The sequence below is a fragment of the Desulfofundulus sp. JL263-se genome (assembly GCF_056316025.1).
The window spans coordinates 2,483,696-2,508,949 of record NZ_CM149993.1; the positions used below are offsets into that span (position 1 = coordinate 2,483,696).

20 protein-coding genes, 1 pseudogene and 1 CRISPR repeat array are annotated in these 25,254 nt (G+C 47.7%); of the genes and pseudogenes, 6 read left to right on the forward strand and 15 right to left on the reverse strand.

What is annotated here, in order from left to right:
- Position 1 precedes the first annotated feature (1 nt).
- From ACX4JR_RS12880 to ACX4JR_RS12930, 11 genes are all read right to left on the reverse strand, one after another.
- Complete coding sequence (locus ACX4JR_RS12880; protein WP_476058435.1) at positions 2-4,441, reverse strand: NAD(P)-binding protein; 4,440 nt, start codon at positions 4,439-4,441, stop codon at positions 2-4.
- Positions 4,442-4,844: 403 nt separating this feature from the next.
- Entirely contained in the window at positions 4,845-6,101 is a 1,257-nt protein-coding gene (ltrA, locus tag ACX4JR_RS12885; RefSeq protein WP_476060484.1) for a group II intron reverse transcriptase/maturase, read from the reverse strand.
- A 262-nt stretch (positions 6,102-6,363) separates the two neighbouring features.
- Positions 6,364-6,663, reverse strand: a complete 300-nt coding sequence (locus ACX4JR_RS12890; RefSeq protein WP_476058436.1) for a hypothetical protein — start codon at positions 6,661-6,663, stop codon at positions 6,364-6,366.
- A 71-nt stretch (positions 6,664-6,734) separates the two neighbouring features.
- Positions 6,735-8,333, reverse strand: coding sequence for an FAD-binding protein (locus ACX4JR_RS12895; protein WP_476058437.1), 1,599 nt, complete (start codon positions 8,331-8,333; stop codon positions 6,735-6,737).
- A 40-nt stretch (positions 8,334-8,373) separates the two neighbouring features.
- Complete coding sequence (locus ACX4JR_RS12900; RefSeq protein ID WP_476058438.1) at positions 8,374-9,057, reverse strand: 4Fe-4S dicluster domain-containing protein; 684 nt, start codon at positions 9,055-9,057, stop codon at positions 8,374-8,376.
- Positions 9,058-9,081: 24 nt separating this feature from the next.
- On the reverse strand, positions 9,082-9,945 hold the full coding sequence (locus ACX4JR_RS12905) for a CoB--CoM heterodisulfide reductase iron-sulfur subunit B family protein (RefSeq protein WP_476058439.1): 864 nt from the start codon (positions 9,943-9,945) through the stop codon (positions 9,082-9,084).
- Positions 9,946-9,957: 12 nt separating this feature from the next.
- On the reverse strand, positions 9,958-10,338 hold the full coding sequence (locus ACX4JR_RS12910) for a 4Fe-4S dicluster domain-containing protein (RefSeq protein WP_476058440.1): 381 nt from the start codon (positions 10,336-10,338) through the stop codon (positions 9,958-9,960).
- A gap of 402 nt (positions 10,339-10,740) precedes the next feature.
- The gene (locus ACX4JR_RS12915) at positions 10,741-11,364 is read right to left on the reverse strand and encodes an SRPBCC family protein (RefSeq protein ID WP_476058441.1); all 624 of its coding nucleotides are present in this window, start codon (positions 11,362-11,364) and stop codon (positions 10,741-10,743) included.
- A 17-nt stretch (positions 11,365-11,381) separates the two neighbouring features.
- On the reverse strand, positions 11,382-11,873 hold the full coding sequence (locus tag ACX4JR_RS12920) for a universal stress protein (RefSeq protein WP_476058442.1): 492 nt from the start codon (positions 11,871-11,873) through the stop codon (positions 11,382-11,384).
- Positions 11,874-11,926: 53 nt separating this feature from the next.
- Complete coding sequence (locus tag ACX4JR_RS12925) at positions 11,927-13,099, reverse strand: YeiH family protein (RefSeq protein WP_476058443.1); 1,173 nt, start codon at positions 13,097-13,099, stop codon at positions 11,927-11,929.
- Positions 13,100-13,130: 31 nt separating this feature from the next.
- Entirely contained in the window at positions 13,131-13,310 is a 180-nt protein-coding gene (locus tag ACX4JR_RS12930; RefSeq protein ID WP_476058444.1) for a hypothetical protein, read from the reverse strand.
- A gap of 285 nt (positions 13,311-13,595) precedes the next feature.
- Here ACX4JR_RS12930 and ACX4JR_RS12935 point away from each other — a divergent pair, with 285 nt between their 5' ends.
- The 4 genes from ACX4JR_RS12935 to ACX4JR_RS12950 are packed head-to-tail and all read left to right on the forward strand — an operon-like array spanning position 13,596 to position 17,802.
- Positions 13,596-15,212 carry a sensor histidine kinase gene (locus tag ACX4JR_RS12935; protein WP_476058445.1) on the forward strand — a complete coding sequence of 539 codons (1,617 nt, stop codon included), beginning with the start codon at positions 13,596-13,598 and terminating at the stop codon, positions 15,210-15,212.
- Positions 15,199-15,813: a response regulator gene (locus ACX4JR_RS12940; RefSeq protein WP_476058446.1), complete on the forward strand. Its 615-nt coding sequence runs from the start codon at positions 15,199-15,201 to the stop codon at positions 15,811-15,813. The genes ACX4JR_RS12935 and ACX4JR_RS12940 overlap by 14 nt, the downstream gene beginning before the upstream one ends.
- Positions 15,814-15,826: 13 nt before the next feature.
- Positions 15,827-17,284 (forward strand): cache domain-containing protein, encoded by a 1,458-nt coding sequence (locus tag ACX4JR_RS12945; protein WP_476058447.1) that lies wholly within the window; start codon positions 15,827-15,829, stop codon positions 17,282-17,284.
- A gap of 8 nt (positions 17,285-17,292) precedes the next feature.
- Complete coding sequence (locus ACX4JR_RS12950) at positions 17,293-17,802, forward strand: universal stress protein (RefSeq protein WP_476058448.1); 510 nt, start codon at positions 17,293-17,295, stop codon at positions 17,800-17,802.
- Here ACX4JR_RS12950 and ACX4JR_RS12955 read toward each other — a convergent pair.
- Both ACX4JR_RS12955 and ACX4JR_RS12960 read right to left on the reverse strand, forming a co-directional pair.
- Positions 17,780-17,926, reverse strand: a complete 147-nt coding sequence (locus tag ACX4JR_RS12955; RefSeq protein WP_476058449.1) for a hypothetical protein — start codon at positions 17,924-17,926, stop codon at positions 17,780-17,782. The two genes, ACX4JR_RS12950 and ACX4JR_RS12955, sit on opposite strands and share 23 nt — an antisense overlap.
- A gap of 16 nt (positions 17,927-17,942) precedes the next feature.
- Positions 17,943-19,058 (reverse strand): YeiH family protein, encoded by a 1,116-nt coding sequence (locus tag ACX4JR_RS12960; protein WP_476058450.1) that lies wholly within the window; start codon positions 19,056-19,058, stop codon positions 17,943-17,945.
- Between the two features lie 910 nt (positions 19,059-19,968).
- Here ACX4JR_RS12960 and ACX4JR_RS12965 point away from each other — a divergent pair.
- Positions 19,969-21,069, forward strand: coding sequence for an NAD(P)H-dependent flavin oxidoreductase (locus ACX4JR_RS12965; protein WP_476058451.1), 1,101 nt, complete (start codon positions 19,969-19,971; stop codon positions 21,067-21,069).
- Between the two features lie 392 nt (positions 21,070-21,461).
- Positions 21,462-21,919: pseudogene (locus tag ACX4JR_RS12970) on the forward strand (transposase); the annotation flags it as partial.
- Positions 21,920-22,045: 126 nt separating this feature from the next.
- Positions 22,046-23,538: a CRISPR direct-repeat array (repeat unit 30 nt; unit sequence GTTTCAATTCCTTATAGGTAGGCTACAAAC).
- Between the two features lie 302 nt (positions 23,539-23,840).
- Here the strand turns inward: ACX4JR_RS12970 and ACX4JR_RS12975 are convergent.
- Together ACX4JR_RS12975 and ACX4JR_RS12980 are read right to left on the reverse strand one after the other, a co-directional pair.
- Positions 23,841-23,993, reverse strand: coding sequence for a helix-turn-helix domain-containing protein (locus ACX4JR_RS12975; protein WP_476058452.1), 153 nt, complete (start codon positions 23,991-23,993; stop codon positions 23,841-23,843).
- A gap of 257 nt (positions 23,994-24,250) precedes the next feature.
- Complete coding sequence (locus ACX4JR_RS12980; RefSeq protein ID WP_476057866.1) at positions 24,251-25,252, reverse strand: IS3 family transposase; 1,002 nt, start codon at positions 25,250-25,252, stop codon at positions 24,251-24,253.
- Between the last annotated feature and the right edge of the window lie 2 nt (positions 25,253-25,254).

Here is a 25,254-nt window from a genome sequence, read left to right on the forward strand (position 1 = left end):
CCTACTTCAAGGCCGCCTTAAGGGCCGCCATCATTTGGGACTTTTCAAAGCCTTTCTGCTGGGTGGCACCGTTGGGGCAGGCCACCACGCAGGCCCCGCACCCCTGGCATAACGCTTCCTCGACCCTGGCCACCCCGCTAACCGGGTCCACTTCCCGGGCACCGAAATTACATGCCCTCACGCACATTCCGCAGCCCACACAGCGCTTCTTATTTACCGTGGCGGTTATAGCTACGTTCTCCAGCTTATCCTTGGATAACAGGGTGGCCGCGCGCATGGCCGCAGCATTGGCCTGGAGAATGGCTTCGCCCGCCAACTTGGGTGCGTGAGCCAGTCCGCATAAATAAAGGCCTTCCGCGGCAAAGTCCACCGGGCGAAGCTTCATGTGGGCCTCCAACAGGAAACCGTCGGCATCCAGGGGCACTTTAAAGAGCTGGCTAAGCCTCGGGTTATCTTCACCGGGCGCTATCCCGGTACTGAGCACCAGAAGATCGGGGCTCAGGGTGATATATTCGCCCAGTACGTGATCCCTGACCGTCACCTGCAGACTGTCACCCTCGGCGGTTACACCGGGCTTATCCGTTTCACTGTAGCGAATAAAGATTATGCCCTTCTTCCTGGCCCCGGTATAATATTTCTCCATGAGCCCGTAGGACCGGATGTCGCGGTATAGTATGAATATGCTGGCGCTGGGGTTTACTTCCTTGAGCTTCAATGCGTTTTTAAGGGCATGGGAACAGCAAACCCTGCTGCAGTAAGGCCTTTTATCGTCTCTTGAGCCCACGCACTGAATCATTACCACATTTTTGAGACTTGAGCCGCCGCCTGACGCCAGCCTCCGTTCAAACTCTGTCTGGGTGATCACCCGGGAGTGCTGCCCGTAAAGGTACTCCCTTGTTGTGGCCTCCCGGGCCCCGGTAGCCAGTATGGCGGCGCCGTGTACAAGTTCCCGTTCTTTACCGTTTACGTTAATTACAGTCCGGTAATTGCCGGGATACCCGCCGGTATCCTTTATTTCAGCGCCGGTAAGAATTGTAATTTTAGCATGGGAATTAACCTTATCAATCAGTTGACTTAATTCTTTTTGCGGGTCGGACCCTTCCAGCGTATATTGGATGTTTTTCATATGGCCGCCCAGCTCTTGTTCTTTCTCCACCAGGCAGACCTCAAAGCCCTGCTCGGCCAGGGACAATGCCGCGGACATGCCTGCAACGCCACCCCCCACCACCAGGCAGGTGTGGTTCACTTCGGTATATGTTGGTGTTACCGGCTTTAACAAAGCTGCTTTGGCCACCGCCATCCTTATCAGGTCCTTTGCCTTTTCCGTTGCTTCCCGCCGGTTTTCCCGGTGTACCCAGGAAGAATGCTCCCTTATGTTCACATGCTCGTACAGGTAGGGGTTTAACCCTGCTTCCCGCAGCGCGCTTTGGAAAAGGGGCGCATGGGTGCGGGGAGTGCAGGAGGCCACCACTACCCTGGTGAGGTCACGCTCTGTAATAATGTTTTTTATTTTTTCTATACTATCCTGGGAGCAGGTGAAAAGGAACTCCTGGGCGCAAACTACGTTTTTCAAGCTCCGGACATATTCAACCACTTCGGGAACTTTAAGCACGCTGCCTATATTGATGCCGCAGTTGCAAACAAATACGCCTATACGGGGCGGCCTTTTGCTTACGTCTTTTTCCGGCGGGTATTTCTTTGCCCTGGCAAGGGTCCCCCGGACCCCGGACAACAGACGGGAGGCATATCCCGCCGCCGCACTGGCCTCAACCACTGTTTCTGGAATGTCCTTGGGGCCGGCAAATATACCGCTGGCAAATATCCCTGGGCGGCTGGTAACACCCCGGGAAAATTCCCCGGTCTTGCAAAAGCCGAATTCATCCAATTCCACACCCGCGGCTCCGGCCAGTTCAGCAGAACCGCAGGGCGGCTTAAAGCCCACGGAAAGAACCACCAGGTCGAAATCCTCCCGGTAGATGGTGCCGTCCTCGCCGGCATACCTGATGGTGAGGTTATCATTGCCGTCCGGGGATGGACTGACCTCAAATATGCGGCTCTTTACAAACCGGACCCCGTGCTCATCCCAGGCCCGGTTGAAATATCTTTCAAAGTCCTTGCCGTAGGAACGCATATCCATCAGAAAGATGGTGGTTTCCAGGTGTTCGGAACTGTGTTCCTTGGCTATGACTGCTTCTTTGATGGCATACATGCAGCATACGGAAGAACAGTAATCGTGGTTTATACGCACATTCCTTGACCCCACACACTGGACCCAGGCTATTTTGCGGGGCTCCTTGCCGTCGGAAGGCCGGATCATGTGCCCCTGGTAGGGGCCCGAGGCGCTTAAAATGCGCTCAAATTCTATGCTGGTTATTACATTGGGATATTTTTTATAACCCAGGTATTCCAGCTCGGAGGGGTCATAAATATCGCCGCCGGGGCTTAGTATTACGGCACCCACTTCAATCTCTACTTCTTCGTCTTTCATATCGTGATTTATGGCTTTGGGAAGGCAGGCCTTCGTGCATTCCCCACACTCGGAGCACACACCGCAGTTCAGGCAGCGCCCAGCCTCTTTAAGGGCATCTTCCTCCGTAATTCCCAGGGAGACTTCCGCAAAACCTTTTATTCGCTCCTCCGGGACGGCGCAGGCGGGCTCCACCCTGGAGATTTTAAGGTTACCGGCCTTGTGCCCGGGGAATTCCGCTTCCTTCCGGCCCGCTCTTTCGTCGTCCTCTACAGGGGCCATTTCTTCTCCCTGTAGAAAGCGGTGAATGCTGCGGGCAGCTTTTTTACCCGCCCCTATGGCATCGATAACGGTGGCGGGCCCGGTTACCACATCCCCCGCGGCAAATACTCCGGGCATATTGGTGGCAAAAGTTTCCGGATCTACAACAATAGTATCTCTCTTCGTTTTTTCCAGGTCAGAAGCAATACCCGAAAGGTCGGGCCTTTGACCCACGGCCAGTATGACAGTATCAACGGGAATAACAAACTCACTGCCTTCCACGGGCACGGGACGGCGCCGCCCACTGGCATCCTTTTCTCCCAATTCATTGCGAATACATTCCAGCCCGGTAACCTTCCCGTTCTCCCCCAATATCCTTTTGGGGCCGGTGAGCATCCGGAATTTTATACCCTCTTCCCGGGCCTCGCGAATCTCTTCTTCCGCAGCGGTGATTTCGGCTTCGGAGCGGCGGTAAACAACGGTAACTTCTCCGGCACCCAGGCGCAGCGCCGTTCTGGCAGCGTCCATGGCCGTATTACCACCGCCGATAACGGCAACACGCTTACCTACCCCGACCTTTTCGCCCAGATTCACATTTCTTAAGAAATCCACACCAGAAATTACACCGCCCAGTTCCTCACCGGGAATGTTAAGGGAAATGCCCTTGTGGGCTCCCAGGGCCAGAAATACAGCACTGTATCCCTGCTTTTTCAGGTCTTCCACGGTAAAGTCGCGGCCCAGTTTACTGTTGGTTTTAATTTCAACGCCTATTTTTTGCAGTAAACTTATCTCCAGGTCCACAATTTCTCTGGGCAGCCGGTATTCGGGAATGCCTACCCGGAGCATGCCTCCGGCCACCGGCAGGGCTTCAAAAACAGTAACACCATAACCGAGCCTGGCCAGGTGGTAGGCGGCTGAAAGTCCCGCCGGGCCGGAACCCACTATGGCCACCCTTGCGTCCTCGGGCGCCTGTATTTCCGGTAGGGGCAGGGATTTCAGGTCCCGGTAGGCCATGTCAGCCACAAACCTTTTCAATTCCCGGATGCTGACGGGGCTGTCAACAGTGCCCCTGTGACACCGGGACTCACACGGGTGGGTACATACCCTGCCGCAAACGGCAGGCAACGGGTTATTTTCGTATATTAAGCGCCATGAATCAAGGTACTTACCTACCTTCGCCAGCTGCACATACCCCTGGACATTAACTCCCGCCGGACAGGCCGCCCTGCAGGGCGCAACCCCCTTTTTCTCTATGGCGTAGGCAGAAGGCATTGCCTGGGCGTACAGTTTATAGACGGCCTTCCTGCTGCCCAGCCCCCCGTCAAACTCACTGGGCAGTTCCACGGGACATACTGCGGCGCACTCGCCGCAGCCGGTACATTTATCGATATCCACATATCTCGCCTTTTTGTGTAAATACACTTTAAAATTACCGGGTTCTCCGGATACACTTTTTATTTTCGCCCCGGTTAAAATATCAATATTTAGGTGCCTTCCCACGTCCACTAATTTTGGGGAAACTATGCACATGGCACAGTCATTGGTGGGAAAGGTCTTATCCAGCCTGGACATGGTGCCGCCAATGGCGGGCTTTTCCTCCACCAGGTAAACTTTAAACCCGGACTCCGCAAGGTCCAGGGCGGATTGCATGCCGCTGATGCCGCCGCCCACCACCATCACGGATCCCTTCATGTGGTTTTCACTTTTACTCATTAAAAATTCCTCCTTGCTTAAAATCGGCGAACCGCATGGCAAAAAGAAAAACCTGAAAAACCGGCCTTTCGCTTTCTTTATTTTCAATTATGCTAGCGAAATTTTACGCAGCTATTATTATTTTTCGTAAATTATATTAAGTTTAAGGTGGATAAGTCAACCTTTAAAAAATTGAAAACTTACTTTTAAAATATTTTAAATTAATTTAAAATAATATTTTAATATTTTGTCTCAAAGCTGACAGATTTTAGAATAGTTCCATAACATAATAAGTACCACCAGCCCGATCATACTTCCACTCTTAAGTATCTACACAATTTTTATGCCCGTAAAATCGAGTAGGAGGGGGTGATTAACCCCCGTCCTCTCACACCACCCAGCATGCGGGTCCGCACTGGGCGGTTCACCAAGCGCTACGAATAAAATGATAACGCTCGGTTAAACTCATGAGGCCCTGGGCCTGCCAGTAGGCAGTGTTCAGGGCATTGTTTAATGGGCCGCCGGTTATGCGCCAGTATCCCTTACGGGTGTTCGCCAGCTGGTGTGCGACCCATTCCGGGAGACCGAGGGCCCGCAATTCCCGGTAACGGGTGCGAACCCGTTTCCATTGTTTCCACAGGCACATGCGCAGGCGCCTTCGTAACCAGCCTTCAATATCCATTAATCTGTTGGACATGTCGGCCAGTGCAAAATATCCTACCCAACCCATCAGGTACTGGTTAATCCGCTGGATGCGTTCTTCCATGCTTATGCTTTTGCTTCGAGAAGTTAGTTCCCGGATTTTGTCCTTCAGCCGCTTGATGGTTTGAGGGGCCAGGCGGATGCGCACTTGCCCCTTGATTTTGTACATGCTAAAACCAAGGAATTTGCGCTTCCATGGACGGTCTACCGCGCTCTTGGTCTCGTTTACTTTGAGTTTTAACCGTTTCTGCAGGTAGGCGGTTATGCTGGCCTTGACCCTTTCTCCGGCCCGGCGGCTGCGAACATAGATGTTGCAGTCGTCAGCATACCTGACAAAGCGGTGTCCCCGCTTCTCCAGCTCTTTGTCCAGGTCATCAAGTATGATGTTGGCCAGTAGCGGGCTTAGAGGCCCACCTTGTGGTGTGCCCTCGTCCGTTACCAGGACCAAACCATTTACCATGACCCCGGATTGCAGGTATAGCCGGATTAGTTTGAGTATGCGCTTATCTTTGACTTTGCGCGCTACCCTGGCCATGAGGATATCGTGGTTCACCTGGTCGAAGAATTTCTCCAGGTCGATGTCCACTACCCATTCATAACCTTCTTGCACATATTGCCGCGCTTTGCGCACGGCATCATGCGCGCGACGCCCGGGCCTGAATCCATAGCTGTTGGGTGAAAATCCAGGGTCGAATATGGGCGTCAGTACCTGCAGAAGTGCCTGCTGGATTAAGCGGTCTATCAAGGTTGGGATTCCCAGAAGTCGCACTCCGCCGCCCGGTTTCGGGATTTCGACCCGGCGCACGGGTTGCGGCCTGTAGGTCCCGGCGAGCAGTTCTTTACGTATGCGCTCCCAGTTCTCTCGCAGATAGGCACGGAAGGATTCAACCGTCACTCCATCTACCCCGGGGGCTCCTTTGTTTTGCTCTACCCTCTTTAGTGCCGCCAGCATGTTGCTTCGCGCAAGCATGGCTTCCAGCAGGTTGTTATCATTTCCTTCGCGGGATGCATCCTCGGGTCGTGCCGGAGACACACTCGGCCCTCCCGCGGTCCCCCGCGGCTTCACCGCTTCCTCCCGCGGGCAGGCTCCGTTTGGAGTTTTCTGCTGTCTTCGCATGTCTCGCGAACTTGCCAAGTTCATCCCTCCACCTGGTGTTCGGTCCTTCCCTGCTTTGACGTCTGAAGCAGGTACTATGACCTCTGCTGACTTCTGCCGGTTCAGCCGGGCCTCTCGACCCGGGTTACCCAGCACTCAAGTTCTGAGTGCTGGGCATATCCGGCAGACCTCCCCGGGTAAGAGCGATAACTTTCCTCCCACACCCGCCGCGTTTACCGCCATACCCCTTGGCAGCATTGGGCTTTGCCTTGTCTTGCAGGCTCGCCCGAATATGACGGCCTCGCCCGCGGTTCGTGGTCCTCGGGTCGGGATTTTGCCTCGGGCTTCCTTCGGATTCCACGTCGCCGTGGACACCCTTGCCGTTGGCTAGCGGTTGGTGCTGCCAACCCCCGCAGGGGACTTTCACCCCCAAGTTATCGCCCATGCCGGGCGCACAAGGAGAAAGGCCCGGAATCCTCGGGCCTTTCTTTCGACTTCCTTATTAAATTTAACCGATTAACCACTAATCTTGCCACGGTAATCAGGCAGCAAAATCGGCGCAACCTTTTCGCCCAACCCTTTTTCCTGAAGTTCTTCATTATAGCGCTTAACATGGTCCAGGGTCAATTTGCCCAGCTTAACACTTTTAACCTTTTCAGCAGCATTCATGCCGGCCCGGCGGCCGAAGACAATGATATCCAAAAGGGAATTGCCCATCAAGCGGTTACGCCCGTGCACCCCGCCGGAGGCCTCACCGGCTACGTAAAGGTTGGGAATTTCCGTTTCAGCCCGGTCATTAATTAATATACCGCCGTTTTGATAATGAAGGGTTGGATAAATAAGAATAGGCTGCTCAGCCATGTTAATGCCGAAACGCTCAAATTGACGGTACATGGCCGGTAATTCTTTTTCTATCGTCCCCTTGCCGTGGATTATCTCAATCATTGGTGAATCGAGCCATACACCGTAACCACTGGGAACGGGAATTCCCTTTTTACGATCCCTGCATTCCCGGATAATGGCCGAAGAAACCGCGTCCCTTGTCTCCAGCGGGTAAATAAATTGCTCACCGTCTATGTTAACCAGCTGAGCGCCCAATCCACGAACCTTCTCCGTCACCAGCTGGCCCACGATTTGCTCCGGGAAAGCCACTCCCGTGGGGTGAAACTGGGTAGCGTCCAGAAAAACCAGCTTGGCCCCAGCCCGGTAGGCCATTACCAGCCCGTCCGCCGTGGCGCCGTAATGGTTGGTAGTAGGTGAATTATTGATATGCAGGCGGCCCGAGCCCCCGGTGGCAATAATAACTGCTTTGGCCCTGACAACCAAATACTGTTGAGTTTCTAAATTGTACAGAACGGCACCGGCACACTGGCCCTGATCATCCTTAATTAACTCCACTGCCGGTGAAAATTCAATTACCTTAATGCCCCTGTTACGGGCCTCATCCCGCAGCGTACGCATTATTTCCGCACCGGTATAATCGTGGGCGAAGTGCATGCGCTTGCGGGAAGTCCCCCCACCATGGATGGTATTCATGGTACCGTCGGGATACTTGCTGAACATGCACCCCAGGCTCTCCAGCCACTGGATACAAATGGGGGCATCTGTCACCAGGGCCCTGACCAATTCGGGAATATTATGGAATCCGCCGCCTCCCATAACATCCAGGTAGTGAATGGCCGGCGAGTCATTTTCCTTGTCTGCAGCCTGAATGCCCCCTTCGGCCATCATTGTGTTGGCATCGCCGTGGCGTAACTTTGTGACCAGCAAAACATCGGCCCCACCCTCGTGAGCCATCAAAGCAGCGGAAGTACCGGCCCCGCCGCCGCCGATGACCAGCACGTCCACATCATAATCAATATTTTCCAGAGATATATCATCCGGGTCAATCACGGAACGGCTTTCTAAAAGGTCAACGTGCTCATGAGGCATCTTGTCTCCTTCATTGGGGCCAATCTTTACCGGCCTCATGGCCCCCTCCATGTAATCAGGATGGTAAGAGCGCAACAGTTCATTCTTTTGTTCTGCTGTTAAGCGGGGGAAAGATTCTTTTAAACGCTTTTCTCTAGTTTGCTCAACTTTTTTAATTAATTCCAGCATTTCAGCCGTATACATTTAGCTTGTCACCCTCCCTAATTGGTTATCACGGGCAGCTTTATTGTTCAATATCCCGGGCATCGTACAGCTTTTGCAGTTCTTCTTTGCTCATCTGCATGAGCTTACTTATTTCTTCGTCAAACTTCCCGGCCTTAATTTCCTCTACTCGCTTGGCCAAGTGCTCAGCACGGGGAGCTATATGGCGCCCGTAAAGCCTGCGGCACAAAATACCTATATTGTACTGAACGAGCTCGGCCGGACAACGGGATGCGCACAACCCGCACATAATGCAATCAAAGGACATGTGGGCCGCCTTTTCGATGTCCCCCCGCTGGGCTGCCGCTATATAATCCATAACCGATAACCCTTGTGGACAAATTCTGGTGCACTGGTTACATCCAAGACAACGTGTCATTTCAGGATAATGCTGAAGCAGTGTAGCCAGTGTGGGAGTTAATTCTTCCAGGTTGTAAGTCGCCTTGTTGGCCGGGTAGAAGGGAATCTGGGTTAGATGCATTCCGTCTTCCACCATGGTTTGGCAGGCCAGTCCGACTTTCAGCCGGAAATCACCGGGCTTCCTGTAAACGGTACCACAGGCCCCGCAAAATCCGCCCCGGCACCCGCAACCCCGGATGAACCGGTAGCCGGCATATTCCATGGCCTTCATTATGGTTACACCATAGGGCACTTTATATTGCTTACCCATAATGTATATGCTGACAGTTTTTTTCTCTTCAGCCATAGGCTTGCCTCCTTTAATGCAATATTATAGGCCCTGTAGCAAAGGTTTTGGGTCAACATAATGCTGATCAAACCCCAGCTTTTCAGCCGGTACATCCAAAGCCACGCCCAGAAGTTGGGTAAAATACAGTACGGGTATTTGAGAGAAGTCGCCGTCTTCTTTCGCAATTTTTTCCTGTATCCAGTCGAGGTTAAACTGGCAGAGGGGGCAGCTGGTAATTATCGCCTGAGCTCCCTCGGCCTTCGCCCCGTCAAGGATCTCCCTTACCCTCTTGACCACCAGTTCATATGTTTTCAACAGCTGGTACGAGCCGCAACACTTCGTTTTATAAGGAAAGTCTATTGGCTCAACACCCAGCGCCAGTGCCATTTCATCCATAACCGTGGGATTTTCAGCCTCTCCAAACCCCATTTCCGCAGCGGGCCGGGAAAGCATGCAGCCGTAGTAACAGGCCACCTTAATCCCCTTTAGTTTACCGTTAACCTTGTTCCTCAAGGAATCAAATCCCACATCATCCCTGAGCAGTTCCAGGGGGTGAACCAGCCTGGTTTCCCCGGCATAATTTTCTTCCAGGTAGTTATTCAACTTCATTCTAACCTCTTCATTGTTTTTGATAGCATAATTTACCCGCTTTAACACGTTATAACAAAAGGAACATACGGTAACCAGCCGGCCGTCCTCTTGTTTAGCTGCATTGGCTAAAATACGGGCCGCCGCCACCATGCCCATATAGTTATCCTGGGCCAGCGGGAATACCGTGCCACAGCAAGTCCACTCGGACAACTCGGCCAATTCCAGGCCCAGGGCGGCCAGCGATTCCCGGGTGGAACTATCTAACCCCTTGGCCTTGGTATACAAGGTGCATCCTGGAAAGTACGGTATGCTCATTCTACCCCTCCTTTACGCGCTAAGCTTGCGGAACCCACTGGTCAAGGCCATTTGGGGAACTTCTGTAAGTAATTCCGGCGGAATCTTTTCCGGAGACAAAACTTCGTTTCCTTTTCGCAAGTTAATTACCCGCAGGGCCTCCATTACGCGGGCAATATCTATACCCCTCGGGCAGCGGGCGGTACAAGTGAGGCAAGTAGTACACATCCAGATTGAAGGGGACTCCAAAACCTTCCCCATACCCAGCTGCAGCATGCGCATTACCTGCCTGGGCAGCTCTTCCATCATGCCCATCCCCGTACAACTGGCACTGCAGGTTCCGCACTGCATGCAAAGGTAGGGATTTTGTTCACTAATTTCTCTAACTTTGCCTACTAATTCATCCATGGTCATAGCATCTACCCCTTTATTAACTAATTGGTTTATTAGACGTTCAGGCGGTACCGCTAGGTTGATTTCAGTTTCGCCATTATGCTCCCCTCCTTTGAGTAATCCATATTTTAAGTACTCGCAAGAATTATGCCCGTTATAAAAGCAGACCCTCCACGTTAAATTGCTACCAGGGAAAAAACAGGACGATAAGCCCACTTCTCCGGATAACCGGCAAAAGTTTATCTAAAAAAATTCTAGTTTTTAGATTATAAAAATTTATCTATTTTTAAATTTTATTGTTTTTATAACTATTCTCCAATAGCTTACATTTCCCTTCCTGCCAGCCGTCAAAAATGTCACCTTCCCGACAAGCCGGCAATCAAAAAAGCCTCCGGGTAAAATCCCGAAGGCACAATCTATAATTTAAATTTTAAATAATACCTCAAAAATATTTTTCAAATATAACATTAAGCCGCCCAAAATAAACACCAGCACTACGATTCCTTGAATAAGTAAAATTAACAGGGCTATACGGCGCTGGGAAGGAGTCATAGGGAGCCATATTTTTTCCATTACTCGCCGCATAAACCTGTGGTAAAAAGTATCTTTCTCATAAAGCCGCAGGTACTGGACAATACTCCTGACCCACATTAAATGGTCCCGCGACAGCCGGTCAACATGCCCCGGCCTTATGTTTTCAGACAAATGGTAAATTTCCCTTATAATAAGGCGCGAGCCATTTTCCCGGGGCTGAATATCAAAAATAACATTTCTTTTTTCTTCCTGAAAAGCCCACACAATCCGCCGTCCTTCCCGGTATTCTTCAATGATTATTTCATCGCCGGCATCCTGCCCCGAAACGTCGTCTACCAGATCCAGCTTATACCTGGCTCCTTCGGCAAAAGGACCGCGGCTTAATTTTTTCACCCCTCTAACTTCAAAAAAGGGCGCTAAAAGCATAAGTAATCTAACATCCTTAAGAAATTTAAATACCCGCCGGGGAGAAAGGTTCAGATCCGCACCCCTTTCAAACTCATACGTACCCATATTTAAATCCCCTTTACTTATTGCTGTTTGACAATTAAAAGCGGTATTTCAACTGCTTTTTCCAGCTTGCCGGGCAAGTTTCCCGACTTAAACTTATCCAGCCCGTGTAATTGCTTTCCTCCCACCACTATAAGGTCGTAGGGGGTTTCTTGTAACTCCTTTATGATTTCTTCCAGGGGGGGGCCGTGCCGGGCTTTAGCCGTGTAGTCTATTCCCGCAGCCTGCGCGCTCCGGCGGAAGTCCTCTAAAATCCGGGCAGCCCGGTCTCGCAAAAGGTTGTCAACATAAGCCACATATTCCCTTCGCCCCTGGGCATAAATTTCATGATGAAATTGTTTAAGATAAGGGTCTTCAACATGTAGGGCCGTCAGGTGCGCTTTTGTGGCCCTGGCCAGGAATATGGCATATTCCTCGGCCCGCCGGGAATGTTCCTCGCCGTCAAGGCATACCAAAATTTTCCCTATCAATGCCCCTTCCCCCAACATCATATCGTCCAATCCGAAAAACACAGCAGGGGAGGACACCCTCCCCTGCACGTAATTATTCCACCGCCGGCCACCGGTTATCCGCCAATAACGGTGAGCAGCTCGGAGCCGACGAGATAAACGGCAATAAGTCCCAGAGCGGCCTTGGCCACAGCGGCACCGAAGCCAATGGCAAAGGCCGTGCCGCCTGCCTTCTTCAGGTCTTCAATGGAAATCATTAGTCCAATGCCTGCAAAGCCGACGGCAAAGAACCACTTAAACATATTATTTATAGCCCAGAATGCAGAGCCTTCTACATCAGGGCCGCCAAAGACACTGAGTTTTGCACTGTTCAATGCCACCAGGGCGAAAAATCCCAGGATGAACACCGGGAATTTATCTTTGAAAAGCTGCCACTTGTCAACATTTGCTGCTGCTTGCTCGGTAACGGCTGAAACGGCAGCCTTGCCGCGTTCATACACGTTGGCGGCCTGTCCGCGGATAACGTAGAACCACAGGGCAAATAATACCACTACGGGAATAAACATAATCCGGGCAGCATTAATCAGCACCGCGGTATCCCGGGCCCCGGGGCCATACCACTCGGCAGCGGCAATGAGCTGCGCCGTGTTAAGAATAGCAATGGCCACCCAGGCGCCGAACTGGGACTCTGACAGACCCAGGGCCTTGCCAATATACGGGAAAATAAAGAGCATCAAGGTGCCGAAGAGCAAAATGGTACCAATGGCATAGGCCAAGTCACGGGGCTTGGAACGTACCACCGGGGCCGTGGCGATTATTGCCGAAACACCGCAAATGCCGGTACCTGCCGCCATAATGCCGCCCAGCCCATCGGGCGCACCGAATTTACGGGATAATACCATAACAAAGGCAGCGGTGCCAAAAATGAAAACTGTAGTAAGAATAAGGCCCACACCACCGACCTTCACTACGTCAGACCACACATAGTGCACACCCAGGAGAATAATACCTGGCTTGATAATCGGGCGCGCAGCCATAATTCCCCGAATCCAGGACTTGGGCACCCCAACCGTATTTCTAATTATGATACCGCCCAGCAGCAGAATAGCAACATACTTAAACTGTGCACTGACGTACAAGAAGGTGGCCCATTCCACACCTTGCTTGTGCAATACTTTTAAAGTATGGCTCAGGTTCATGGCCAGCCAGGCAAAGATTATGCAAGCTATCAGACCGGGAATGGCATCACGCCAGTCCGGAGAAATGAGGCTTTTAACCTTTTGCCCCATGAGTTTCCCCCCTCATAAATTATTAAAACATTTACATCCAGTACAAAGTTTCTTTAAAGAAATGTGTCACCTGCTCGGGGAAAGCCCAGCAAAGCAGAAAAGTTACTAATGCCAGGATAATGGCCCAGATATCTTCCACCCTCTCAGCGGAAAAGGTATCAGCGGCCTTGGCGTCAAGATCGATATCCGGGTTTCTGTTTTCCTGTGCCATGCATTTACCCCCCTTCAAAATTTTTTATAATTTACTGGCCAATTAATTAAAAAACTAATGATAATAATTGGGATAAAAATTAGTGATAGTACTTGAGATCATCTTATAATTTTAAGCATTGAAATCAATACAGATGGGCCATTCTGGTTCTTTTGTCGACCTAACATGACCAATTTCATCATCATTTATGAACATTTTTGGTCATTATATTGACATCTAGAATTTACATTGAGGAGTTTGTGAGTTTTTGTAGAAATATTTTTATAAACGGGTCAAGGTGATATTATGCTGAATAACAGTTTCCACAAGTGGTTACCGGTACTCTTGTTAAGCATTATTTTGCTTCCCCTTTTGCACCTTTTTGACTCCTATACCATACCCCAGAAGGTTCGAAACCTTACCCGGGACGTAGAAATTTTAAGCTTAAGTTACGAACTGTCCCTTGATATTTCGCACTTAATATCCAGCAGCCGGGCATACATTTTGGATTCCGGCGAACAGCACCTTGATGAATTTTACGGGCTCAGCAATAAAGCCATAAGAAAAGAGCTCTACCTTTATACCAAGGTCAGCCCTTCGGAAAAAGAAAACATCGGTGAACTAATTGAACTGCACAAAAAGTATGTTTCCTTTGTGGAGAATGAGGTTGTTCCCGTAATTCAGGCGGGAAAACGGGCAAAGTATATTGAAACCTTACGGGACCGGCACGACAACCTCAGCGCCGAACTGCAGGAAAAGGCAATCTCCGTAAAAGCTTTAAGAAAAGAAAAAATAAGTGAGGATTCCAATACCATCATTTCCCTGGAAAAAGAAAAAAGAACTTTTTCCTTTATGTTAATATTATTTTCACTGGTATTATTAATAGTTGGTACCCGAAAATTTCTTTTGCCCTTATTGGCCCAATTCAGCCGCCTTGAACAATTGATAGCCCATATAAAAAGCGCCACCATAATCACCGACCATAAAGGGTATATAAAAAACGCAAATAAGGCCGCGGAGAAACTTTTTGATATTTCTGTAGATGCAATAAAGGAAAAGACATTGAACGAAATGGTAAGCCTCTTTCCATATACTCAAAATGTAACTCAGCCCCTTTTTAATGTTATCCTGGAAAAAAAAGAAATTCCGGATTACCAAACCTTATATACCCGGTCCGGGCAAAAGGTTTTTTTGACAATAGATTATTACCCCTTATTTTTATATAAAAAAATAGCAGGGGCTGCATTAATAGCCCGTCCCGTGGAAATACACCGGGATAAACGCTATTTATTTGAAGCCATTGAAGCCGAGCGCAAGAAAATTTCCATTGAAATCCACGACTGGATCGGAAGAAATATGTCTCCAATCATACATTCACTGGATTATATCTTAAATCTCGGAACTGAAAAACTACCACCAGATGTCAATGCCCAACTGGTAAAGCTCAGAAAACACTGCCAAAATGCAGCCAACGACATGCGCAGTATAATGAATGATATTCATCCTTATCTGATTGACAAGGTTGGATTGATACCCGCCCTGGAATCTTATGTGCGACATTTTGAACAGACCCACGACATAAAGGTTTACCTGTTCTACCAGAATCGCCCCCTCGAACTGAAAAAGACAGCGGAAATCGTAATTTACCGGATAATCCAGGAAGCCCTTACCAATGTGGCCAAGCATAGCAGCGCTGATGAAGTGGATATATACTTCACATTGGAAAATGACGCCTTAAAAATTGAAATTGTAGATAATGGAGAGGCTCCTCAGGAAATGGGAAACGGGAAAGGATTGTGGGGCATGAAGGAGCGGGCGAACCTGATTGGCGGCGACCTAGTTTACAACTTCACTGAAAATGGCTTTGCCGTAACACTTACCGTGCCGGTAACAACGGAGGGACAAACCAGTGGAAAAAATTAAAATAATGTTAGTAGAAGACCATAATATTGTAAGGGAAGGCCTGAAAAGGCTCATAGAAATGGAGCCCGGCATGACGGTTGTAGCTGAAGCGGGCTCCTGCAGGGAAACCATGGAAAACATTAGGGATGACATCGATATAATACTTCTTGATATCAAGCTTCCCGACGGGGACGGCCTTGAACTGTGCAAGGAAATCACAAAAAGGCTGTCCCGCGTAAAATATATTGCCCTCACTACTTACGACGACCCCATGTTCGTTAAGAAAGCCATAGAACACGGGGTTCACGGCTTTATCCCCAAACACGCATCTTTCGATGAAATTAAATCGGCCATAACAATTACCTTAAAAAACGGCCGCTACCTTTACCCCGGACTGGATACAGATAAATTGTTCAACCTCTCCCAAACGGGATTAAACGATATGGAAATTCAAATATTGCAGCTTATCGCCCAGGGAGAAAATCAAAAATCCGCCGCCGACAAGTTATTTATAAGTCTTTCAACATTAAGGAGAAGAATAAAGGGAATATGTACTAAATTAGGAGTTAAAACCATCGAAGAAGCCCTGACTACCGCAGCCAAAAAAGGCTTAATAGAATGACGGGAGGCAACTCATGAAGGAAATTTTCGGAGCAAAGAAAACCGTACCCCTGGTAATAATAATCCTCCTATTAAGCTTCATCACCTTGTTTTTAATTGTAGAATTTCGTTTTTTAAAGAAAAACCTCGAAGAATATGAAGTGGGAATTCAGCGCATAGCCCTAAACAAAACCCTCGGGTTTATGGATGAAATCAAACTATTTACGGAAAACTGGGCACAAAAAATCGAACTTCAAGAAAATATCCGGAATAAAGAAATATTAAATGAGATTGCCGGTTCGGACAAAAGAGTCGTTAATGTATATTTATTAAATTACCGGGGCTACGCGGTTCAATCGCTTTCCGGCGCAAAAAATTACCTTATCCCCGATAAAACTCTCTACAAAAAGTTAAAACAAAAAGGGAATGTATTTATATCCGCCACTCAGGAAGACAAAATCGAAAGGACATTACTTGCAACTACACCGCTTTTAAATACCCAAAACAAGTTAACTGGCTTTTTAGTTATTGAATTTAACATAAATGAATTCAAAGAAGAAATATTTCGGGAATTCATGCAGCCGAATTATAAAGTGGCCATATTTGATAATAAAGGCCGGCCTGTTATATGGCCGTTTTCCGAGGAGGAATTGGAAAAATTTAACTTCAAATACAAAGAATTTAAAAGCAGTGATTTAAAATATAAAATAAGTAAAAATACCCTGGAGGATACATCCCTGGAATTATATATTTTCTCCAAAGATGAGAACTTTGATACTTACCGAATTTTAACTATAATGTTTCTCCTGTTCGCCCTGTATTTTTGCATCTATCAATTTTTAGTGGAATTATGGCAGGCCAACAGCACCAAATCATACTTTGAAAATATTGATTTTGACATTTTAAACCACTTAAAGGAAGGTATAATTTTTTCCAATAAATTTAACCGGGTGATTTTTGCCAATAAAGCCGCCCACGATTTTTTCCCGGAAAAAGAAATTGTTTTAAAAAAATCCAACCTTAAAGAAATATTAGGCCAGGTAGGTGAAAGCAACAAAAAGTTTACCCTGAAAAAATCAGATAAATCCCTGGAAATTATACGCTCCCCCATTTTTAAAAACGGCAAAATGCTGGGGTCTCTGGTAGTAATAAGTGAAAACACCGAAAAGGAAAAACTGTACGCCCTTGTTTTTATTAAGACTATTGAACTTCTAAAAGACGGAGCGATATTTGTCGACAAAAATAACGAAATTAACGCAGCAAATATAATGGCCCAATATTACCTGGGCAAATTGGAAAAAGGCATGAATATAAGTAACGTAAACTCCGAACTGTCTGCTGCAATTTACAATAATATCGGCTCAAATTCCTTGAATAGGGTTAAGTTATCTTTAAACAACATTCTTTGTGAGCTTCTTGCCGTATATGATAAAAACGGCTCTTACACCGGTACCCTGGTATTTTTAAAGAATACACAAGACTACGAGTTATAATTAAGGCCTTGATACGGGGCCTTCCTCAGAAAGAAGGAGATCTTCTGGTTAAAGAAATTGTGCTGCTGGCCAATGGATATCCGGCTATTGACAAATCTATAACTTTGGCCCTGCATTTGGCTGCAAGCGCCGGGGCAGGATTAACCGCTTTATACGTAATTGACAGCAGGTGGGATGATATCCTGGGAGATGAATGGATCAGCAATTACCAAACACGCAGGGATTTTTACCGTTATTTTGAACAAGGATTAAAGAAGCAGGCCGAAACAGCGCTGGGCTATATTGCCGCAAGGGGAGCCGGTTGTAATATACCGGTACGCACATTAATTGAAAAAGAAATCCCGGAAAAAATAATTATCTCAGCTGCTTCCCGGCTTGGATGCGAAGGGTTGTTGGTATTACCGCTCCCGCCTAAAAATGCCGAAGGCACCCTTAATATCAATCCCGGAAAGCTCATAAAAAAGATAACCTGCCCGGTGCTGGCAATCCCGGAATTTAAAAAAGCACCAGGACAATAAGCAGTATCAGGGCAGAAATGGCAAGAGCCGCATAGTCCTCCAGCCGCTCGGTTTCAAACAATGAATGGTCCCCATCGCCCGACTGCTCCAGGCCTTTCCCGGGGGAATATTTTTCATCGGGCATTTGGACAACTCCTTTATCAAGGTTCTTCAGAAATAAATAACAGCACTACAATCAAAGCCCCCACGGCCTTCACCACGGCGGCAACAGCTCCCACAACCAGGGGCTTGCCGCCCGCTTTGCGCAGTTCCGCCAGGGATATCTGCATCCCCAGGCCGGCCAGGCCAATGGCAAAAAACCAGCTGTAAAGGTTACGGATAAATAAAAGCTCGGGAGACGGGGGAGAAGTCTCGCCAAACAAGCCAAAAGAAGTAAGAAAAACCATAATCAAAAAACCAATTACAAATACAGGAAACTTGCTCCAAAGGCCAATATTGATTTCATAGTCATATTCGTATTCCTTCCCGCGCAGGTTATAAACCGCTAAAAAAAGAACTATAAAAGGAAGAAAAATTACCCTGACTAAATTATAAATCTCACCTGTCTTTAAGCTAACGGAAGCATGGTAAGCCGTACCGGGATCAAAAACCAGAGAGGCCGCCAGGACCTGCCCCGAATTCAGTATGCCGGTACCGGCCCAGACACCGAACTGGTGGGGACTTAGCCCAATCAAGGTGCCTACGGTGGGAAAAGTAAGTAGAAAAATTAAACCCAAGGAAAGAATGGTGGCTATGGAATAGGCCACATCGGACGTTTTAGCCCGCACAGCCGGGGCCGTAGCCACTATAGCCGAAACGCCGCAAACGGCGGTCCCGGCAGCCAGTACCGAGGCGGATGTCTGGCTCATCCCCTTTTTCTGTCCAAGATATAACGTTAAAAACAAGGTAGAAAACACGAATATTAAAATTATCATTATGGCCTTCGTTCCCAGGTTGGCTAGGTCAACAATACTATACAGCGACCCGAGAAGGATTACCCCCACCTTGATAAACAGGCGGGAAGTTTTTATACCCGCCCCGGCCCATCCGGGAACCCCCACGGTATTTCTAATAAACATCCCAAGTATTATGGAAATAAGTATGTAATTCAGGTGCAGCACATCAACCAGGATTTTGCTTAAAAAGGGGTTTTCTCTAAAATAAGCCTCCAGTCCCGGCCACTGGGGAAAGCCGAAATCCGCCCCTCCCCTGGCCAAAACGGCAATGGCCAGCATAAGAAGAATGCCCGGTATCGCTTTTAAAGGCTTATTGGACACAGCTGGATCTCTCCGTTACAGCGAAAAGTTCGAGAATTTGTGGAAATTCGTTGAATATATCTTACCACACCTTCTCGAAAATTTCCCCTTTAACTCCACTTCTTTATAAATTCATATTCCCTTTCCTCTTCTTCACTATTTTTTTATTTTATAAAAATGAAATATGATCAATTGCAATCTCTAACGAGGGGAGGGTAAAAGTGATGGATATTCTCGAAGGCTATGAACAAATTAATTTTACAGAAATGGGCCTGGAACAAGTAAATCTCAAAAATTTGGGTCGTTATTGAATTTAAAGAAAAGCTGCTGGAAGCCCGGACTGAAATTTTGGCCTGCAGAAAAAAATGCTGGCATTCACTGCTTTGAGCTGTATAACCAGCCGGGTGCCGTATTTTTATGGTAGCCCGGCTTTATAGCTCTTGCTAACGGAATTTGAGAATTGTATTGTTTTATTTGCCTGACTGGTCCAATATAAAGTGAGAATTATTTTTGATTCAAATTGAGAATTATACTTTTGGGGCAATAATAAAGCCAACCCAGCGAACTGGACGAGTATTAAAAATTGTTTGTTACAGAGCATATAAGCGAAGTTCATTGACACTTCCTTTATTCGGGTTTAATTGTTATTATGTTCCTGGTGAGCCCTTAAGGTTTACCTAGGTGGCGGTGCCACCGCAAGGGTAGCCTTGGTAGCCGGAGTGCACAACTGAGCAAAACTATTAAGATAAAGTGAGTGGGATGCCCATCAGGTAAGGTCTAGCCAACCGCCAGTAACCGAGTTTTGGAACCTGCCGGGTAACCGGCCAGGTTTAAGCGCAGAAAGCAAGATAGCAAGCCGAAAGCCATGGGCCGAAGGGATTGAAGCCCCGAAATCTGTCATTATTTTATATTTAATTGAAGGAGTGTAATAATGAGTATCCCCAAAATACCAAAACTGCGAATAGGTGATTTGGAGGTTAATATCCCAATTATTCAAGGAGGAATGGGTGTTGGCATTTCTTTATCAGGCTTAGCCTCGTCCGTTGCAAATGAGGGTGGTATTGGAGTTATTGCTGCTGCTGGAATTGGTATGCTTGAGCCTGATTTTAACACAAATTCCAAGGAAGCAAACAAAAGAGCCTTACGGAAAGAAATAAGAAAGGCAAGAAAGATGACAAAGGGTATGATTGGTGTAAATATAATGGTAGCCCTTTCAGATTTTGATGATCTTATATCGGTTGCAGTGGATGAAGGTGTGGATTTAGTTTTTCTTGGGGCAGGACTCCCACTAAGGAACTCAAAAACATTGCTGCTGAATAGGTTGAGAAAAGTTGCAACCAAGATTGTTCCTATAGTGTCTTCTGCAAGAGCGGCTAAAATTATATTTCAATATTGGGCAAAAAACTATAATTATGTACCTGATGCTGTAGTTGTTGAAGGTCCGTTAGCTGGTGGACACCTCGGATTTAAAAGAGAGCAAATCAATAATCCTGACTTTGCATTGGAAAAGATACTGCCGGAAGTAATCTCTGTGATAAAGCCCTATGAGCAGCACTTTAATAAAAGTATTCCAGTAATTGCTGCAGGAGGCATATTTACAGGTGCGGACATTCATAAATTTATCCAGTTAGGGGCTCAGGGGGTGCAGATGGCAACCAGGTTTGTTGCAACTCACGAGTGTGATGCTTTCATAGAATTTAAGGAAACATACGTGAAATGCAAAAAAGAGGATCTGATCATAATTGACAGTCCTGTTGGATTGCCGGGAAGAGCCATACGGAATAAGTTTCTTGAAGAAATATCAACAAAAGTCAAAAAACCTTTTAAATGTCTCTGGAAATGTCTAAAAACCTGTGATTTTAAAAATGCGCCATACTGCATTACTCTTGCATTAACCAATGCCAAAAAGGGAAACCTTGGAGAAGGATTTGCTTTTGCGGGAGCTAACGCTTATCGGATAGATAAAATCATTTCTGTTAAAGAACTTATCGACACTTTATTGGAAGAATATATGAGGGCGGCATCTACATAAACCGCATTACCTAACACAGCATACATATATGCTGCAGGCTTACGCCTTTGCTCTTCGGACACTGCTCCTTTGCATTGTTTCTGAAAAATCAAGTAGATTCCAGTTTCGCGGAGGAGCGGCGGCCTTGACATCCACCCCGCATGTGGTATTTCATTTAATGCCGACGGGGCGGCTCCGGGGAATATGCCAGCACATTACCTCATACCCCGCCGGTCCATCCATTGTACCACATGCGGGGGCCCCGGCCGTCAAGGCTACCCTTCGGCGCCGCCTGCTAACATGGATTTTAGCCTCAAAGGCTCTCCAAGGAATATATTTTAAATTGCGTGATGGCAACCAAACTGTGTATTTTTTAATTGCCAAATTCGTTATTTTATACTTGCCAAACAGATTACGTGGTAAGCTGGGAAATCGATCAAACTCTGGAACTACCTTTCGTAATTGAGGCTGTAGAGAGCGCCCTGGCCCGAAACAAACCGGAGATAATGAACAGCGACCAGGGAAGCCAGTTTACCAGCCCGCAATATATAAAGCTCCTATAAAAGAAGCCGGTGTCCGCATCAGCATGGACGGGAAAGGCAGGGCCACTGATAATATCTTTACAGAGCGCCTCTGGCGCAGCCTCAAGTACGAAGAAGTATATCTCAAAGAATACACCAGCCCCAAGGAAGCCCGTAGGGAGATAAACCATTATCTGGAATTTTATAATTATTCAAGGCCGCATCAATCATTGGACTATCAAACTCCAGCTGAAATTTACTTTCAACAGAAAAATAACACTTTCAGGGAGGTGGCATGTGCCAGGGAAAATATTACAGATCTGGGAGGAGAAATTGGTTTTCACCTTTAAAAATAAGAGTTAATCACCATGAACAAACATATGTTTGTAGCTTAAATTTTTAAAATTTGTGTCTTGACAATGGGGTCCACTTAGACAAACACAAAAAATTCCGAAAACAATCGAAAGGAGGAAACTGTTTCAATTCCTTATAGGTAGGCTACAAACTGACTGGGGAGCGATAGGCGAGCTGATCGTCTATGAGTTTCAATTCCTTATAGGTAGGCTACAAACGGCCCAGTAGTTACGGTAGCTGCCGCCCCGAAGCCAGGTTTCAATTCCTTATAGGTAGGCTACAAACGGGATAAAGCCGTGCATTTTTGCAGTTTCCAGTTCGTGTTTCAATTCCTTATAGGTAGGCTACAAACCAGGCGGTCACGAACAGACTTCTGAGCCTGCTCTTTGTTTCAATTCCTTATAGGTAGGCTACAAACAACTTCCGGGATGCCAGGGAGTGCCGTCCTCCTGGCAGGTTTCAATTCCTTATAGGTAGGCTACAAACAAATATCAGTTTTACCTACACGATAATTGACGGCGAGTTTCAATTCCTTATAGGTAGGCTACAAACCAAGCTGAAGATGATAAGCCGGCAATACCAGACCTGTTTCAATTCCTTATAGGTAGGCTACAAACTCCTCGGGGTCATCCGGGCCGGCATTCCCCTACTGGCGTTTCAATTCCTTATAGGTAGGCTACAAACTATATGTCTTATTCTTGAGTATTTCATAGATTTGGCTGTTTCAATTCCTTATAGGTAGGCTACAAACATACACACTCGAAGCCGGAGTAAACAGAACCAGCGAGGTTTCAATTCCTTATAGGTAGGCTACAAACAGGCCAGGACCTGGGCGGGGTCATACTTGCGACCAAGTTTCAATTCCTTATAGGTAGGCTACAAACACCCTGGACGTGGAAGAAGTTCTGAGTAGGGTTGTAGTTTCAATTCCTTATAGGTAGGCTACAAACGCGGCGGCAACAAGAGCGGGCGGAGGCGGAAGAACAAGTTTCAATTCCTTATAGGTAGGCTACAAACTTGTGGTTTATGCGGGGTTCGACAGTATTAGACATGTTTCAATTCCTTATAGGTAGGCTACAAACCAGCATGGCCCGGATGAGCGGGGGCAGTGTAATTCTGTTTCAATTCCTTATAGGTAGGCTACAAACGTCCTAATTGTGGCATTGGGTTGAAAGTGGATTTGAGGTTTCAATTCCTTATAGGTAGGCTACAAACTGTTCTTATTGGAGTAACGGTAGTTGCCCAGAAAGGTTTCAATTCCTTATAGGTAGGCTACAAACGAATCGGACGCGGAAAAGGCAGGTATACCGATACAGGAGTTTCAATTCCTTATAGGTAGGCTACAAACTTCCACTTAGTGAACGAACTTTGGCCAGGATTGAGACGTTTCAATTCCTTATAGGTAGGCTACAAACCGAAAGTGGCGGCCAGGAAGATGCGGGAGCTGGAGACGTTTCAATTCCTTATAGGTAGGCTACAAACTATCGCCGGCCTGGACTGGGACTTTACCTGGACCAGGTTTCAATTCCTTATAGGTAGGCTACAAACATGATGACGTTTGGGTGCGCTACTACAAAACCCTGAAGTTTCAATTCCTTATAGGTAGGCTACAAACGAAACCCTGGCTGCAGCTCAAACTCCGGCTGCGGGTTGACCCCCTAAAATTGGACAATTAGTCTTACATACTTCCAGTTTTTAAAAAAACTCGTGAAATTGCATTAAGCGGCGGCCTTGACTGCCACCCTGCACGTGGTTGGAAAGAAACCGCCGACGGGGCGGCTCCGGGGAACATGTAATCATGAGGTATCGTACATCCCGTCGATCAAAAAATTATACCACGCGCGGGGATCCCGGCTGTCAAGGCTTCCCTTCGGCGCCGCTTAAAACCTCAAGGGCTCACCAAGGAACATGCTGTTTTTATACTTTAACCGGCTTCAGTTCCAATTGTTTTTCCCGCAGCATCTCGTAGCATTCTGCCGGTGCCAGGTAATTTGTAGCTGAGTGAATGCGAACCTTGTTATAGAACTGAATGTAGTTGCACTGTTTCTGAAAAATCAAGTAGATTCCCATAACAAAACACTAAACTAGGCAGGCAAACCCCTTCCAGTTTCCCGGAGGAGCGGCGGCCTTGACATCCACCCCGCATGTGGTATTTCATTTAATGCCGACGGGGCGGCTCCGGGGAATATGCCAGCACATTACCTCATACCCCGCCGGTCCATCCATTGTACCACATGCGGGGGTCCCGGCTGTCAAGGCTACCCTTGCGGCGCCGCCTGCTAACATGGGTTTTTACCTCAGGGGCTCACCAGGGAATATGCCTTTGACTAGGCCGCCGAAAGGGAGCGCATTTTTTGATATCTCTGCCTGTTCAATTCTTTCCTGCGCTCACAGGCCATTTGCAGCTGTTCTTTATACCTCTTTTTAATGGCCTTATCCCGGCCTGTGTACCTCTCGTAAGGTGTCACAAAACCAATACCCTGGTGCAGCCTCTCATGGTTGTAAAAATGAATAAATGATTCAATGTCTTGCCTGGCAGCCAAAAGGTTAGGGTATGTTTCCTTGAGGTAAACGCACTCGTACTTAAGGGTTTTGTGGAAAACCTCTATCCGCCCGTTGCTCTCCGGGTGCCGGTAGGCGGTGCGTATATGCCTGATGCCCAGGTCTTTGAGGAACTTCTTAAAGCTCTTGGACACCAGCTGGGTGCCGTTGTCGGAGACAAGTAATGGCTTGTTTTCTGACGTTATGAGGCCTTCCTTGGCTAGGGCCCCGTCCACTGTCTTTTTCACGTCGCCGGTGGTCATAGTGGCGCGCAGCTCTGCATTTACAATATACCGGCTGTAGCTGTCCAGCACGGATATGAGGTAGCCGTATCCACCGGCTATTGGAATGTAGGTGATATCAATCCTCCATACCTGGTTGGGACCGTCAGCTTTTATCTCGCGCTTTTGGACAGGCTTTTTCGGCGGATTGTAGGCCGCTATCAAGTTGGCCTCTTTTAAAACCCGGTATACGCTGGACGAGGATACATGAGCTATGTTCTTGCGGCGCAGGTCGTAAGCCAACTTGCGGTGGCGATATTCCGTCTTTAAAGCGTATTTGATGATTTTGTCTTTTTCCTCGGGCAGCAGGGCATGGGGGCGCAGGGGCTTTTTGCCGGCCACCGGGCTGCCTTCTTCCATACGCTTGCGCCAGCGGTAGCAGCGGTCGGGGTTAAGCCCCAGTACCCGGCATGTCCTGGCTGCCGGCCAGGGGGTATTTTCAATGATTTCTATTAGTTCTTGCTGCTGTTCAGGAGATATCCAATGCCCTTTCAGGTCATGAGGCAAGC